Below are 15,172 nucleotides of genomic sequence, written 5' to 3'. Positions count from 1 at the left end.
GCCCCCTCCCGACCTGGAGGTCACTCATGTCGACCCGCGCACCCCGATTCTGGGCCCGCAGCAGAACCAACGCCCGTATCACCGCGGTCGCCGCAGCTGCCCTGACCGCCTGCCTCATCGCCGTGTCCTGGTTCGTCTGGTCGACGCCGGAGAACCCCGTGCGACGCGTGGCGGACAGCGTCATCGCCGCAACGAACCCCCTGGCTACGCAGAACATCCTGCTGAAGCGTCAGCTGACCGCGACCAGGGGCACGGTATCCGCGCAGAACACCAAGCTGAAAAGCCAGGCCGCCGCAGCAGCGACGGCTGCGGCCGCGCACGTCAAAGAGCTCGCCGCCGCCCAACAGCAGCTGGCGGCGGCGCAGGGGGAGATCGCGCAACTGAAGGCGCAGGGGACCGGCGGCGGACTATCCGGGTCCGGCGGCGCGGGCTCGTCGGCCGGAAGTACTCATCCCTCGCCCGGCGGCGGTTCCCCCGGCACGCAGCCCGCGGCGATCACCGCGCCGACGCGCGACAGCCTCCTCCACCCGGAGAAGCGCTACTTCGGGATGTACACGGAGCAGGCGCCATTCAACTGGGCGACGTTCGACGCCACCTCGAAGAAGGTCGGCGTGCAGCCGAACGTCGTCGGCTACTTCAGCGGGTGGGATGAGAACTTCCGGGCCAGTGCGGTCACCAGGGCCTGGCAGCAGGACCGACTGCCGCTGCTCACCTGGGAGTCGCGTCCCATCGCCGCCGGGAACAACTCCAACTCGGCGCCGGAGTACTCGCTGCCCACCATCATCGGCGGCGGCTTCGACGCCTACCTGCACCAGTACGCGAAGGACATCATCGCGACCGGGCTGCCGGTCGCAATCCGCCTCGACCACGAGATGAACGGAACCTGGTACCCCTGGTCGGAACGGAACGGCAGCAACAAGCCCATCAACGGCAACAACGTGGGCGATTATGTGAAGATGTGGCGCCACGTGCACGACATCTTCCAGCAGGAGGGCGCGAACAACCTCGTCATCTGGACGTGGGCGCCGAACATCATCAACAACATGCAACCGCCGTCGCACGCGACCCAGGAGTTTCTGGCCGGCTACTACCCGGGTGACGCCTACGTCGACTGGGTCGGGCTCTCGGGGTACCTGCGGCCACCGTGGCGCGCCGGCAACGATTTCACCTTCTCGTACACCTACGACTCCAGCCTGGCCCAGCTGCGCGCTCTCACCTCCAAGCCCATCCTGCTCGCCGAGGTTGGTGCCTCGGAGACCGACGGCCACAAGCCGGCCTGGGTGAAGGGCTTCTTCGACGGCTTCGCCGACCCGAAGAACGCGGACATCATCGGGTTCAGCTGGTTCAGTCTCGCGATCACGAGCTACGTCGGCGGGGAGCGCTCGACGAACGACTGGCGCATCGACTCCCGCTCCGACTCGCTCGCTGCCTTCTCCCGGGGCATCTCGCAACCGGGGGCGAACTTCGCCCTCATCCCGGCCGACTGATCCCCGGCCCGGATCGTCGGCGATTCGCAGTGCGCTTTAGTAACGTTTGACGTTAATCACGCCACGCGTTATTATCGCATATGCTCCACTCTTTCGCCGACCGCGACACCGAGGCGATCTGGCAGGGGATCGCCGTGAGGCGGTTCGGTCCCGACCTCAGACGGATCGCACGACGGAAACTCACCATGCTGAATGCGGCCGCCGATCTCAACGACTGCCGAGTGCCACCAGGCAACCGATTGGAGAAGCTCAGCGGTGACAGAAGCGGCCAGTTCAGCATCCGCATCAATGACCAGTTCCGCATCTGCTTCATCTGGACTCCAGGGGGTCCTGCGGATGTAGAGATCGTCGACTACCACTGAACCGTATTGACGATACGCACCACCGAGGAGGGCGCCATGAATGACTTCATCACACCTGGCGAGGTACTACACGAGGAGTTCATGCGGCCCCTTGGCCTCACCAAGTACGCCCTCGCCAAGGCGGTGCACGTGCCTGCCCAGCGCATCGGCGACATCGTTGCGGGCAAGAGGGCCATCACGCCGGACACCGCGCTGCGGTTCTCGCGGGCGTTCGGGACGACAGCAGAGTTCTGGCTGAACCTCCAGGCGCACTACGACCTCGAGCGGGCACTCGCTTTGCACGCCTCCGACTTCGACGAGATCCGGCCGCTGCAGGCCGGCTGACCAGTGGGGCCGCTACCGATGCTTAAGCGATTGACCACACGAACGTGATCCTAGCGCCGCCATGTAAACGTCCAGCGCGGCCCTCACCCCTCGCGAAGTCTGGCGGCCTTGTCCAGCAGCACCTGCCGCTGACGGTCGTTCGCGACCAGCGCGGCGGCCGTCGTGAGCTCAGAGACGGCCTCCTCCGTCCGTCCGAGGCGCGCCAGCAGCTCGCCGCGCACGCTCGGGAGCAGGTGCGAGCCTCGGAGTGCGCCCTGTGCGGCCAGTTCGTCCGTGATCCGCAGCGCGCTGGCCGGACCGGTCGCCATCGACACGGCGGCCGCCCGGTTCAGCTCGGCCACCGGGCTCGGCGCGATGCGTCCGAGCGCCTCGTAGAGGACGACGATGCGGTCCCAGTCGGTGTCCTCTACCGTCGGCGCGATGGCGTGGCACTCCGCAATCGCCGCCTGCAGAGCGTACGGACCGCGCCCCCGTCCGAGAGCGTCCGCCCGCGCGAGTGCGGCCCGACCGCGCACGATCTGCGAGCGGTCCCACCGGGTGCGGTCCTGATCGGCGAGCAGGATAGGGGCGCCATCGGGATGCGTGCGGGCGGCGAAGCGGGCCGCCTGCAACTCCATGAGCGCGACCAGGCCGTGCGCTTCAGGCTCTCGCGGGAGGAGCGCCGCAACCATCCGGCCGAGCCGCAGCGCTTCGTTGGCCAGGTCGGTGCGCATCCATTCGGACCCGGTCGTCGCCGCGTATCCCTCGGTGAACACCAGGTAGACGACCGCGAGAACGCCCGCGAGGCGCTCCTTCCATTCGGAGGGCTCCGGCGAGGCGAAAGGGATGCGCGCGGCCGCGATCGTCTTCTTCGCGCGGACGATCCGCTGCTGTACCGTCGCGACAGGCACGAAGTACATCCGCGCGATCTCCTCCGTGCTGAGCCCGGCGACGATGCGCAGAGTCAGCGCGACCTGCGCCTCACGCGAGAGGACGGGGTGGCATGCGGTGAAGACGAGCCGGAGGACGTCGTCGTCGATCGGCTCCCAGTCGGCGTCCGTCGACTCCTCGAGCGTGGCTGCTATCGCACGGTAGCGGTCATCGAGTCGGTCCCGTCGGCGCCACTGGTCGATCGCGCGCCGCTTGGCGACCGCGGTCAGCCAGCCGCCAGGGTTGTCCGGAACGCCATCCCTCGGCCACTGCCGCAACGCCTCCACGAGCGCTTCCTGCGCGAGATCCTCAGCCAGGCCGACGTCGCCGGTCATCTTGGCGAGCGTCGCCACGACGCGCGCGCCATCGATGCGCCAGACGGCGTCGACCCGGGCCGGGATCCCGTTCACCGGACTGCGTCCCCTCCTGCGGCGACCGTCACGCCTTCTCGGCGGCTGCGCGCCACTCGGCCTCCTTCTGGATGTACTCGTTGTCGGCGAACGCGGCGAAGTCGCTCTCATCGGTGACCCGGCGCACCTCCAGCTTGGACCCCGGCGTCAGCGGGCAGCGGCTCGCCCACTCGGCGGCCTCCTCCTTGGAGCTCACCTCGAGAATCCAGAACCCGTTGAACAACTCGTGCGTCTCTCCGTAGGGGCCATCGGTGATCGCGGGCGGCGTGGTCGAGAAGTCGACGACGAAACCGGTGGTCTCGACGTCATCCGCGAGGCCGTCGCCGGCCAGCAGTACGCCGGCGTTGATGAGCTGCTCGTTGTACTGGCCCATCTTGGTGATGACTTCGTTGAAGTCCATCCCCTCGTAGGCCTGCTTGGCAGCATCGTTCGAGCGCATGATCAGCATGTACTTCATGGGTGTCTCCCTCAACGTTCCGGGTGCGTTCCTCGCACCCTCCTATCTTCGTGTCGAACGGCACGAGCGGAGGTCGACATGGCTCCGGAATCTTTTTTCGGGAATGAGGCGGTAGACGGCAAAAGGGGCCGCCTTCCGAACGGAAAGCGGCCCCTCTGCGGTGCGTCTGGCGATCAGACCCCGTAGTACAGCTCGTACTCGAAGGGGTGCGGACGCTGTGCGAGCGGCTTGATCTCCTTCTCGCGCTTGTACTCGATCCAGGTCTCGATGAGCTCAGCGCTGAACACGCCGCCGGCGAGGAGGAAGTCGTGGTCGGCCTCGAGCGCGTCGAGGGCCTCGCCGAGCGACGCCGGAACCTGCGGGATGTTCTTGGCCTCCTCCGGGGGAAGCTCGTACAGGTCCTTGTCGACCGGCTCGTGCGGCTCGATGCGGTTCTTGATGCCATCGAGGCCGGCCATCAGCTGGGCGGCGAAGGCGAGGTACGGGTTGCCGGAGGCGTCGGGCGCACGGAACTCGATGCGCTTCGCCTTCGGGTTGCTGCCCGTGATCGGGATGCGGATCGACGCGGATCGGTTACCGGCCGAGTAGACCAGGTTGACCGGGGCCTCGAAGCCGGGGACCAGGCGGTGGAACGAGTTCACCGTCGGGTTCGTGAAGGCGAGGACGGCGGGGGCGTGCTTCAGCAGGCCGCCGATGTACCAGCGCGCAACGTCCGAAAGGCCGCCGTAGCCGGCCTCGTCGTAGAAGAGCGGCTTGCCGTCGCTCCACAGCGACTGGTGGGTGTGCATGCCCGAGCCGTTGTCGCCGAACAGCGGCTTCGGCATGAACGTCGCCGTCTTGCCCCACTCGTTCGCCGTGTTCTTGACGATGTACTTGAACTTGAGGATGTCGTCCGCCGCGTGGACCATCGTGTCGAAGCGGTAGTTGATCTCGGCCTGGCCGCCGGTGCCCACCTCGTGGTGCGCGCGCTCCAGGATGAGACCGGCGTCGATCAGCTTGAGCGAGATGTCGTCGCGCAGGTCGGCCTGCTTGTCGACGGGGCTGACGGGGAAGTAGCCGCCCTTGTAGGGGGTCTTGTTCGCGAGGTTGCCGCCCTCTTCGACGCGGCCGGAGTTCCAGGCGCCCTCCTCCGAGTCGACGGAGTAGAAGCTGGAGTTCTGCTTCACCTCGTAGCGCACGTCGTCGAAGATGTAGAACTCCGCCTCCGGAGCGAAGTACGCGGTGTCGGCGATGCCCGTCGACGCGAGGTACTTCTCGGCCTTCTTGGCCACCTGGCGCGGGTCCTTGGCGTAGATCTCGCCGTTCCGCGGGTTGTAGATGTCGAACACCATGATGAGCGTGCGCTCGGCGCGGAAGGGGTCGACGTAGGCCGTCGACACATCCGGGATGAGCTGCATGTCGGACTCGTGGATCGACGCGAATCCGCGGATCGAGGAGCCGTCGAAGAGCTGGCCGACGGAGAAGAACTCCTCGTCGACGGTCGCGGCGGGGATGTTGAAGTGCTGCTGCACACCGGGCAGGTCGGTGAAGCGGATATCAAGGAACTTGACGTCGGTGTCCTTGATGAACTTGAGCACCTCGGAAGAATCACGGAACATGCGGACGACTCCCAAATGGCTTTGTGCGGGTGAGGGACTGCGCGTGCAGTCCACGGGTCAACCGTACGGGGAGGCCGTTTCCCGGGGGTGACGCAAATGTTTCGAGCATGTTACGCGTACCCGGGCCGGGGATGGGCGTGCTCAGGATGGGTTCGGTCGCGCTCGGTAGACTCGGCGCGTGCCGCAGAACCCCGCCAACCGTCCCGCGAACGTCGCCCCCAGTCGCTACCCGGGGGAGCGTCTCGGTCTTCCCGAGACGGGTCCGCGCTCGGTGGGTCGGGTAGGTCGCCGCATCGGAGCGATCGTGGTGGACTGGGCGATCGCGTCGTTCCTGTCGTTTGCGTTCTTCCGCTACGACTCGTGGGCGACGATCGGCATCTTCGCCCTCCTGCAGATCGTCTTCGTCCCGACCATCGGCGGGAGCCTCGGGCACCGCATCTTCGGGATGCGCGTGGTCGCGGTCCGCGGCGGCTGGGTCGGGATCTGGCGTCCCGTCGTCCGCACGCTGCTCCTGTGCATCGCGATCCCCGCGCTCGTCTGGGACTCGGACCAGCGCGGCTTCCACGACAAGATCGCCGGGACCGTTCTCATCCGCGCCTGACGGGCGCCGAACCAGGGTCAGCGGGCGCGCTGCGCGCGAACCTTCATCGGGTCGATGCCCTTCGGGATCGGCATCTGGTTCTCGATCGACTGGAGCCGGTTGCTGATTGCCAGCACCTCGGCCTTGGTCAGTGTCGGCTTGATCCTCGCGAGGGTGCGCGGGACCTTGTGCAGCGCGACCGAGTTGGCATCCGGCCCGACGGAGATCACGGTCACGGGCACGTTCGGGAGGATGCGGTTCACCTTGCGGCGCTCCTCGTCGACCATGCGCTTGGTCCGCGTCACAGGGCCCTCACTGATGAGGACGACGCCGCCGCGGCCGGTCGCCCGGTAGACCGCATCCTGCGTCTTGCCGTTGACGGCCACGGGCATCTCGGAGCCGCGCCAGCTGCGCTTCAGCGACGACCGAAGAACGGCCCCGACCGCGCCAGGCTGGCCCTCGATCTGCGAGTAGGCGGCACGCTCGGCGCGTCGGCCCAGGATGATCAGTGCGATCAGGACACCGGCGAGCACGCCCGCGAGGATCCACAGCACCATCGTGAAGACGTTGCCGCCCGAGAAGAACACGGCGACGACGACGCCGACGATGATCGGAAGGACAGCCCCGAGGGCGATGTAGAGCACCGCGCGGTTGTCGTACCGGCGGGTCATCTGGAACACCTGCCACATCTGCTTCAGACGGCCGGGCTCCTTGGTGGACTTGTCCTTTGCCATAGGTCCAAGGATACCGGCTCTGCAGCGTTCCAGACGACCCGTTCGCTACGGGGGGAGGGCCCTCAGGAGACGGCCTGCGCGAAACCGAGCGACGCGTCCGCGAGGTGCTGGAGTTCGTCCGGGACAGGGCGACCTTTCGCCTGCATCGACTGTGCCCACAGCCGCCCCGCGCGGTACGACGAGCGGACCAGTGGGCCGGCGAGGACGCCGAGGAAGCCGATCTCCTCCGCCTCCTGCTTCAACTCCACGAACTCGTCAGGATGCACCCAGCGCGCAACGGGAAGGTGACGGGGACTCGGCCGCAGATACTGCGTGATGGTGATGATGTCGGTGCCCGCGTCGTGGAGGTCCCGGAGGGCCGTGCTCACCTCGTGACGCTCCTCGCCCATCCCGAGGATGAGGTTGGACTTGGTGATCAGCCCCGCCGCGCGTCCCTGCGTCAGGACGTCGAGAGACCGTTCGTAGCGGAAGGCCGGCCGGATCCGCTTGAAGATGCGGGGAACCGTCTCGACGTTGTGCGCGAACACCTCGGGAGCTGCCGAGAAGACCTCGCCGAGATGGGCCGGGTTGCCGGAGAAGTCGGGCACGAGGATCTCGACACCGGTTCCGGGGGACTGGCGGTGGATCTCGCGGATCGTCTCCGCGTACAGCCAGGATCCCTCGTCGGGCAGGTCGTCGCGCGCGACACCGGTGACGGTGGCGTAGCGGAGACCCATCCGCTGGACGGACTCCGCGACCCGCCGCGGCTCGTCGCGGTCGAAGTCCGCGGGCTTGCCGGTGTCGATCTGGCAGAAGTCGCAGCGACGAGTGCACTGCGAACCGCCGATGAGGAACGTCGCCTCCCGGTCCTCCCAGCACTCGTAGATGTTCGGGCAGCCGGCCTCCTGACAGACCGTGTGCAGCTCCTCCGACTTCACCAGGCTCTGCAGCTGGCGGTACTCGGGACCCATCTTCGCCTTCGTCTTGATCCACTCGGGCTTGCGCTCGATGGGGGTCTGGGCGTTGCGGACCTCGAGGCGCAGCATCCGGCGCCCCTCGGGTACGGCGCTCACGCGACGGCCTCGGCAGTGGTGAACTCCAGGTCGAACGCGTCCATCACGAGCGGCGCCACATCCTGAGGAGTCACCGTGCGGCCGAGAACGCGGGAGATCGTGGTCACTCCGGCGTCGCGGATGCCGCAGGCGACGATCCTCTCGTACGCGTCGAGACTGTTGGAGCAGTTCAGCGCGAAGCCATGCATGGTGACGCCCTCTGCGACACGGATGCCGATGGCGGCGATCTTCTCGTCGGTCCGGGCCCCCGGGTTGTGCGCGGGACGCATCCACACGCCCGAACGACCCTCGATCTGCTCACCGGTGATGCCCAACCGGGCGAGGACGTCGATGAGCACCCGTTCGAGCGCGCGGACGTAGCCGACGACGTCGATGGGGTCGTGGAGGCGGAGGATCGGGTACCCGACGAGCTGCCCCGGCCCGTGCCAGGTGATCTTGCCGCCCCGGTCGACGTCGACGACGGGGGTTCCGTCGGTCGGACGTTCGTCGGGGTCGGTTCGCTTGCCCGCGGTGTACACCGGCGGGTGCTCGAGGAGGATGACGGTATCGGGCGCCCGGCCTGCGACGACGGCGGCGTGCAGGGCACGCTGCTGTTGAAGGGCCTCGAGATACGGCACGGAGTTGGCGCTTAGCCCCGTGACGTCATACGTGGTCACAGCGCCAGTCTATGCGAGACCGCGTTCGTGCTCACAGGTGGGGCCACTGGCCGGTTCTGCACAGATCTGTCGGAGGCGCCGCGCGCGATCGCACTGTCGTCTGGAATGGGGTGCATGACCCGTACGTCGCGCTTCGCTCGCTCCCTCGTTCCGACTTCTACCGATCTCCGGCGCGCGGCGCGGTTCCACGCCGATGCCGAAGGATGGAAGCTGCTCGAACTCGGCGACGTGCGGCCGGGCGACGGCGGTGCGCCGGGCGAAGTGCGGGCTGTGGTCTCGGGGACCGGGTTACCCGGGCTATGCACACTGCGGGTGCGCGAGCGGCTCGGCGCGGATCCGCCGAGAGACGCACGCGTCCGACGCGACGCTGCCACCGAGCATGTGGTCGGAGTGGTGCGCGAGCTTCCCCCACGGCGCGTGCGGCAGCGGGAATGGGATGCCGTGCTCCTGCAACATGCGCCGATCGGACTCGACACACTCCTGCTGCGGCAGGGCGGGTTGCGCGGCGGGGAGGCTTCGACCATCCTCCTGGGGGTGGCTGCGGGTGTCGCGGCGCTCCACGCGAGCGGTTGGGCGCGCCCTGACTTGTCGGCTTCGGGTGTGGTGTTCGCGACCGACGGCTGCCCGGCGCTCGATGCGCTGGATGCGACGGTGTCCTGGGAGCCGGAGGCGGCCGTAGCCGACGCCGGCGCGTTCTACTCGCTCGCGCACCGGGTGTGTCTCACGGTGACGGACGGTTCCGGGATGCGGTTGCTCTCCGCGATTGAAGCGGGACTACGACGGGGAACGTGGCGTGCGCTGGAGGAGGCGGTGCTCGCGGTGGCCTCACCGGAGCCGGTCGCCCTGAGCGCTGCAGGCGGACAGCCGCTCAAGCCGCCCGTCGAGAATCGCCCAGGGGCGGTTTGGCTGTCGCCGAGTACCTGGCGGCGCACCTCGGATGCAACCGGCGGCGCTGCCCCCAGCCGTGCCGGGCGCGCGTCGGTGGGACGAGTGAAGGGGCGCGCTGCCGCTTCCGTTGCTGCGGCGATGGCCTTTTTGGATGGTGAGCCGGCTCGAGTCGTCGGCCGTCGGCTGGGTGTGTGGCTTCGGCGGCGACCAGCCGTGGTGATCGCCGGTCTGGTGCCGCTGGCGGCGGCATTGGCCGTTGTAGCGCTCGTGCCGGCCGCCCCCGCCGACAGCGCGACGGCAGCCGATCGGGCCGGCGACAGGTCAATGGGGGGCAGTCCGGCGGCGGGTGTGGCGAGCGGAGGAGGCGCGGTTGCGCCGCAGAGGTCGTCGGCGACGCCGTCGCCGTGGCCGTCGGTGCGGGCGGTCGACGGCCCGATTCCGTCATCCCCTCCCGCGCCTCCCACGAAACCCCCGGCCGCCGGTACGCCTGGTACCGGTCCGGATGCCGCGGTGGGAACGCAGGCAGACGACCCTGTGGTGGCGGCCGGTTCCCTCCTGGAGGCGCGGCATGCCTGCTTCACCGCCCGGCCGACCGCTGCCGAGTGCTTGTCGACGGTCCTCGATGGTGAGCCGGCCTTCATCGCGCAGGAGACGCAGGCGCTGAAATCGACGGGAGCGGCCGAGGCACGCGACTACGGGGGCGCGGCATTGAGCCTCGTCGAGCGATGGGGCGACGCGGCACTGATCGGAGTCGTGCCGGATCCGGCCCGCACCCCGCACAGCGAGCACGCCTCGTTTCTCCTGGTGGAGAGCGATTCGGGGTGGCGGCTACGGGCGGTGTTCCCCTGACGCGGCACCGATACCGGGTCGCGGGAACTCCACTGGTCACCGGCCGCGGAGTGCCGCATCGCTGACTCCCGGTTTCGGGCAGGCCGGAAACGGAGGAGATGCGGGCAGCGGCCCCCGTGATGTGCAGGAAACGGAGGAGGTTCGGACCCGCTGGAAGGCGCGAGGCCTCCGTTTCGCGTTGTCTCCTCCGCGGAGAACGCAGAAACCGTACGGAGCCCGCACAGCGAACCGGCCCCGCTGCTGGTCAGGAGCGGGGCCGGTTGACGACTGCGGGCGGTGTTCCCGCGACGGTCTAGAGACCGAGGTTGCCCTCGAAGTTGCCGCCCTCGAGACGGTTCTTGACCGCGACGAGGAAGCGGGCCGCGTCGGCGCCGTCCACGATGCGGTGATCGTAGGAGAGCGCCAGGTACACCGTCGAGCGGATCGCGATGGAGTCGGAGCCGTCAGCCGAAACGACGACCGGCTTCTTGGTGACGATGCCGGTTCCGAGGATCGCGACCTGCGGGAGGAAGACGAGCGGGGTGTCGAACAGCGCACCGCGCGAACCCGTGTTCGTCAGCGTGAACGTGCCACCGGCGAGCTCGTCCGGCTTGAGCCGGTTGTCGCGCGTGCGGCCGGCAAGGTCCGCGATCTGCTTGGCGAGGTCGACCAGGTTGAGCTCGGACGCGTTGCGCACCACGGGGGTGAGCAGGCCGCGCTCGGTGTCCACGGCGATCGAGATGTTCTCGTGGTCCGGGTAGACGATGCTGTCACCGTCGACCGTGGCGTTGATGACCGGGTAGGTCTTCAGGGCCTCGGCGGCAGCGAGCGCGAAGAACGGCAGGAAGGACAGCTTCACGCCCGTCTTCGCGACGAAGTCGCCCTTCACTCGGTCGCGGAACGCGGCCACCTTGGTGACATCGACCTCGACCACGCTGGTGAGCTGGGCGGTCGACTGCATCGACACGACGGCGCGCTCGGCGACCACCTTGCGAAGACGCGACATCGGCTGCGTCGTGCCGCGGAGCGGCGAGACCTCGGGGGCCGGTGCCGCAGCGGCGGGAGCGCCCGGCGCGGAAGCGGCCGGGGCCGCCGCCTGGAGGATGTCCTCCTTGCGGATGCGTCCACCGACGCCGGTGCCCGTAACGGTCGACAGGTCGACGCCCTGCTCGTTCGCAAGCTTGCGGACGATCGGGGTGACGTACCCAGCGTTGCCGGCGTGAGCGCCGCCCGATGAAGCAGGGGCAGCGGGGGCCGCCGCAGCGGGAGCCGGCGCGGCCGGAGCCGCCTGCGCGGGCGCGGCAGCCTGGGTGGGCGCAGCAGCCTGGGGGGCGGGGGTCTCCTGTGCCGGGGCAGCCTGTGCCGGCGCGGCAGGTGCCTGCGGGGCGGCCTGAGCCGGTGCAGCCTCCTGAGCGGGGGCGGCCTGGGCCGGTGCAGCCTCCTGAACGGGAGCCTCCTGAGCCGGAGCAGCCTCCTGAGCCGGTGCAGCTTCCTGAGCCGGTGCAGCCTCCTGAGCCGGAGCAGCCTCAGCCGGCGCAGCCTCCGCCGCGGGCGCGGCAGGCGCCTCGGCACCTGCACCGGACCCGTCGCCGATGGTCACGAGCGCCGTGCCCACCTCGACGGTCTCGTCCTCCTGCACCAGGATCGCCTCGATGACGCCGGCGACCGGCGACGGGATCTCGGTGTCGACTTTGTCGGTCGAGACTTCGAGCAAGGGCTCGTCCACCTCGACACGGTCGCCAACATTCTTCAGCCAGCGGGTGACCGTGCCTTCCGTGACGCTCTCTCCGAGCGCCGGGAGGCTGACGGATTCGCTCATGAGCTTCTCTCCTTCAAAACCTGATCGTTCAGTAGCTTATTGCAGGCGGGTCCGCGCACGGCGGACCCGCCTCGTGGTCTTAGAGCGTGTGCAGCGGCTTGCCCGCGAGGTACAGGAACGCCTCGCCGAGGGACTCGTTCTGCGTCGGGTGCGCGTGCACCAGCGGCGCGATGTCTTCCGGGTATGCCTCCCAGTTGACGACCAGCTGCGCCTCGCCGATCAGCTCTCCCACCCGAGCGCCGATCATGTGCACGCCGAGCACGGGACCGTCGTTCAGGCGGACGACCTTCACGCTTCCGTTGGTGCCGATGATCTCGCTGCGCGCGTTGCCCGCGAGGCTGTAGTCGTAGCTCGAGACGCTGTCGGCGCCGTACTTCTCGGCGGCCTTTGCCTCGGTCAGGCCGACCGACGCGACCTCGGGGTCGCAGTAGGTGACCTTCGGGATGTTGACGTCGGGGACGATGATCGGGTTCAGGCCCGCGATCTCCTCTGCCACGAAGATGCCCTGCTGGAAGCCGCGGTGCGCGAGCTGCAGGCCGGGGACGATGTCGCCGACGGCGTAGACGCCGGGGACGTTGGTGTGCAGACGCTCGTCGGTGATGACGAAGCCGCGGTCCATGGTCACACCGACCTCGTCGAAGCCGAGCCCCTGGGTCAGCGGGCCACGACCGACGGCGACGAGCAGCAGGTCGGCCTCGACGGTGTCACCGTTCTCGAGGGTGACGACCACGCCGTTCTCGTCCTGGGTGACGCCCTGGAAGCGGATGCCCAGACGGTAGTCGATGCCGCGGCGGCGGAATGCGCGCTCCAGCGACTTGCTGATCGACTCGTCCTCGTTCGGGACCAGGTGGGGGAGCGCCTCGATGATGGTGACGTCGGAGCCGAACGACTTCCAGACGCTGGCGAACTCCACGCCGATGACACCGCCGCCGAGGACGGCGACCTTCTTCGGCACGAAGTCGAGCTCGAGTGCCTGCTCGCTGGTGATCACGCGGCCGCCGATCTCGAGACCCGGGAGGGAGCGCGAGTAGGAGCCGGTGGCGAGGATGACGTTCTTGCCGACGATCTTGTCCTCGCCGACCTGAACGGTCGTGGGGGAGACCAGACGGCCCTCGCCCTCGATGACGGTGATGCCGCGCGCCTTGACCAGGCCCTGCAGGCCCTTGTACTTCTTGGCGACGATGCCCTGGCGGTACTGGGTCACGCCGTTGATGTCGACGCCCTGCAGCTCCGTGAGGATGCCGTACTTGGAGGATTCGCGCGAGTAGTCGGCGATCTCAGCCGCGTGGAGCAGCGCCTTCGTCGGGACGCAGCCGCGGTGCAGGCAGGTGCCGCCGACCTTGTCCTTCTCGATCATGCCGACGGTGAAGCCGAGCTCGGCCGCACGCAGCGCTGCTGCGTAGCCTCCGCTCCCACCGCCGAGCACCACAACGTCAAAGTTCTGCTCAGACACCCAGTTACTCCCTCGCGCATCAGGATCTTGTGACACGAAGCCGCCCAGAGGGGGATCACTGATGGGGATCGCTCCGGGAGACATGTTGATGGGCGGTTTTTTCCGCCCATACGACCCTACTACTTCCCGGAAATGGTCTCGGCCAGGCGGATGAGCGCCCTTACGCTGACGGCGGACGGTCCCTTCCCGGTGAACCCGTACGGCGCGGCCGGGCTCTTGGCCGGGCCGGCGATGTCGAGGTGCGCCCAGGGGATGCGCGGCGCGTCGTCCTCTTCGCCGGTGCGACCGACGAACTCCTGCAGGAAGACACCGGCCAGCAGGGCGCCACCCGCGGTGTTCCCCGGGTTCGCGTTCGCGATGTCCGCGACGTCGGAGTTGATGGTGGCGCGCAGCTCGCCCGGCAGGGGCATCGGCCAGAGCAGCTCGCCGGTCTCCTTGGCGGCGGTGAGCACCTCGTCCACCAGGGCGTCCGACCCCATGACCGCGGCGTACCGCGTGCCCAGCGCCACCATGGCGGCGCCGGTCAGCGTCGCCACGTCGACGATCGCGTCCGGCTGCTCCTCGCTGGCCGCGACGAGGCCGTCGGCGAGGACGAGCCGGCCCTCGGCGTCGGTGTTGAGCACCTCGACGGTGCGCCCTCCGCGGATGCGGAGCACGTCGTTGGGGCGGATGGCCGAGCCGGACGGCATGTTCTCGGCCAGGCAGAGCCACGCCGTGACGCGCACGGGCAGCGCAAGGCGCGCAGCTGCGAGCGCGACGGCGAGCACCGTCGCTGCGCCTGTCATGTCGTACTTCATGCCGACCATCCCGGTGGCGGGCTTGAGCGACAGGCCGCCCGAATCGAACGTGATGCCCTTCCCGACCAGCGCCAGGTGGCGCGCGGCCCCCTCCGGTGCGTACGTCACCTTCACCAGGCGCGGCGGGCGGGTGGAGCCCTGCCCGACGCCCAGGATGCCGCCGAAGCCGTCGGCCGCGAGCTTCTCCTCATCCCACACGGTCACCGTGACGGGCAGGTCGGAGGAGGCGGCGATCGCGCGCTCGGCGAACGTCTCGGGGTAGAGGTCGAGCGGCGGCATGTTGACCAGGTCCTTCACCAGCGAGGCCGCCTCCGCCACCGCGTTCGCCCGCGCGACCAGAGCGTCGGTATCGTCGTCCGAGGCCGCGCCGAGCACCTCGATCGAGCCGACCGGGTCCTTGGCCGCGGCGCGACTCTTCTCGCGGTACTCCGTGAAGGCGTACGCGCCGAGCGCAGCCCCTTCGAGCACCGCACCGAGCAGCGAGCCGCTGTCGGCGGGCAGGTCCAGCGCGACAGCCGCCGTACCCGCGAGTTGGCGCACCGCGCTGCCCGCGGCGTACCGCAGGGCGTCCTCGCCGCCCTCCGGCAGGCCGATCACCGCCAGTGCGGGTCCGTCGCCCTGCCCGGGAAGCCGCACCAGCTCGTCCTTGCCGCCCGCGAACCCGACGTCGCGCAGCTGCCGCGCAAGCTCGTCCGTGCGAGAACCGGAGAGCACGCTGATGCCGTCTCGTGCGACCCGCGCGGCGACCACCAGGACGTCGGGGGAGGTCGCAGGAGTGGTGGAATCGGTCACGGTCAGCGTGGGAAGGGTCATATCTC

14 protein-coding genes are annotated in these 15,172 nt (G+C 68.9%); 5 read left to right on the top strand and 9 right to left on the bottom strand.

Going from position 1 to position 15,172, the window contains the following annotated elements; genetic code table 11:
• The first annotated feature begins 26 nt into the window (after positions 1-26).
• The 3 genes from AB4Y74_RS09760 (at position 27) to AB4Y74_RS09750 (ending at position 2,173) form a co-directional block, all read left to right on the top strand.
• On the top strand, positions 27-1,487 hold the full coding sequence (locus AB4Y74_RS09760) for a glycoside hydrolase family 26 protein (protein ID WP_441798888.1): 1,461 nt from the start codon (positions 27-29) through the stop codon (positions 1,485-1,487).
• An 80-nt stretch (positions 1,488-1,567) separates the two neighbouring features.
• The gene (locus AB4Y74_RS09755) at positions 1,568-1,849 is read left to right on the top strand and encodes a type II toxin-antitoxin system RelE/ParE family toxin (RefSeq protein WP_441798887.1); all 282 of its coding nucleotides are present in this window, start codon (positions 1,568-1,570) and stop codon (positions 1,847-1,849) included.
• 36 nt (positions 1,850-1,885) lie between these two features.
• Positions 1,886-2,173, top strand: a complete 288-nt coding sequence (locus tag AB4Y74_RS09750) for a HigA family addiction module antitoxin (protein WP_441798886.1) — start codon at positions 1,886-1,888, stop codon at positions 2,171-2,173.
• A gap of 83 nt (positions 2,174-2,256) precedes the next feature.
• Here the strand turns inward: AB4Y74_RS09750 and AB4Y74_RS09745 are convergent, their stop codons facing one another.
• The 3 genes from AB4Y74_RS09745 to glnA all read right to left on the bottom strand — a co-directional run bounded on the left by AB4Y74_RS09745 (position 2,257) and on the right by glnA (position 5,547).
• Entirely contained in the window at positions 2,257-3,492 is a 1,236-nt protein-coding gene (locus tag AB4Y74_RS09745; protein ID WP_441798885.1) for an RNA polymerase sigma factor, read from the bottom strand.
• Positions 3,493-3,520: 28 nt separating this feature from the next.
• Positions 3,521-3,949 (bottom strand): YciI family protein, encoded by a 429-nt coding sequence (locus tag AB4Y74_RS09740; protein WP_441798884.1) that lies wholly within the window; start codon positions 3,947-3,949, stop codon positions 3,521-3,523.
• Between the two features lie 173 nt (positions 3,950-4,122).
• The gene (gene glnA / locus AB4Y74_RS09735; RefSeq protein WP_441798883.1) at positions 4,123-5,547 is read right to left on the bottom strand and encodes a type I glutamate--ammonia ligase; all 1,425 of its coding nucleotides are present in this window, start codon (positions 5,545-5,547) and stop codon (positions 4,123-4,125) included.
• A 178-nt stretch (positions 5,548-5,725) separates the two neighbouring features.
• Between glnA and AB4Y74_RS09730 the strand changes: the two genes are divergently transcribed.
• Complete coding sequence (locus AB4Y74_RS09730; protein WP_441798882.1) at positions 5,726-6,148, top strand: RDD family protein; 423 nt, start codon at positions 5,726-5,728, stop codon at positions 6,146-6,148.
• Between the two features lie 17 nt (positions 6,149-6,165).
• Here AB4Y74_RS09730 and AB4Y74_RS09725 read toward each other — a convergent pair whose 3' ends face one another.
• The 3 genes from AB4Y74_RS09725 to lipB all read right to left on the bottom strand — a co-directional run bounded on the left by AB4Y74_RS09725 (position 6,166) and on the right by lipB (position 8,569).
• Positions 6,166-6,861 carry a DUF4191 domain-containing protein gene (locus AB4Y74_RS09725; protein WP_441798881.1) on the bottom strand — a complete coding sequence of 232 codons (696 nt, stop codon included), beginning with the start codon at positions 6,859-6,861 and terminating at the stop codon, positions 6,166-6,168.
• Positions 6,862-6,923: 62 nt separating this feature from the next.
• A complete protein-coding gene (gene lipA, locus AB4Y74_RS09720) occupies positions 6,924-7,913 on the bottom strand; it encodes a lipoyl synthase (RefSeq protein ID WP_441798880.1) in 990 nt (329 codons plus the stop codon).
• The gene (gene lipB, locus AB4Y74_RS09715) at positions 7,910-8,569 is read right to left on the bottom strand and encodes a lipoyl(octanoyl) transferase LipB (protein ID WP_441798879.1); all 660 of its coding nucleotides are present in this window, start codon (positions 8,567-8,569) and stop codon (positions 7,910-7,912) included. Before lipB ends, lipA begins: the two co-directional genes overlap by 4 nt.
• A gap of 114 nt (positions 8,570-8,683) precedes the next feature.
• On the opposite strand from lipB, the gene AB4Y74_RS09710 reads away from it, so the two are divergent.
• Entirely contained in the window at positions 8,684-10,306 is a 1,623-nt protein-coding gene (locus AB4Y74_RS09710) for a hypothetical protein (protein ID WP_441798878.1), read from the top strand.
• A gap of 292 nt (positions 10,307-10,598) precedes the next feature.
• Here AB4Y74_RS09710 and sucB read toward each other — a convergent pair whose 3' ends face one another.
• From sucB to AB4Y74_RS09695, 3 genes are all read right to left on the bottom strand, one after another.
• Positions 10,599-12,104: a 2-oxoglutarate dehydrogenase, E2 component, dihydrolipoamide succinyltransferase gene (sucB, locus tag AB4Y74_RS09705; RefSeq protein WP_441798877.1), complete on the bottom strand. Its 1,506-nt coding sequence runs from the start codon at positions 12,102-12,104 to the stop codon at positions 10,599-10,601.
• 79 nt (positions 12,105-12,183) lie between these two features.
• Positions 12,184-13,557, bottom strand: a complete 1,374-nt coding sequence (lpdA, locus tag AB4Y74_RS09700; protein ID WP_441798876.1) for a dihydrolipoyl dehydrogenase — start codon at positions 13,555-13,557, stop codon at positions 12,184-12,186.
• A gap of 119 nt (positions 13,558-13,676) precedes the next feature.
• Positions 13,677-15,167, bottom strand: coding sequence for a leucyl aminopeptidase (locus AB4Y74_RS09695; protein WP_441798875.1), 1,491 nt, complete (start codon positions 15,165-15,167; stop codon positions 13,677-13,679).
• Between the last annotated feature and the right edge of the window lie 5 nt (positions 15,168-15,172).

Source organism: Leifsonia sp. RAF41 (assembly GCF_052114085.1).
Classification (GTDB): Bacteria; Actinomycetota; Actinomycetes; order Actinomycetales; family Microbacteriaceae; genus Leifsonia.
Note: the sequence above shows the minus strand (reverse complement) of the source record. Positions and strands in the feature narration are given on the sequence as shown.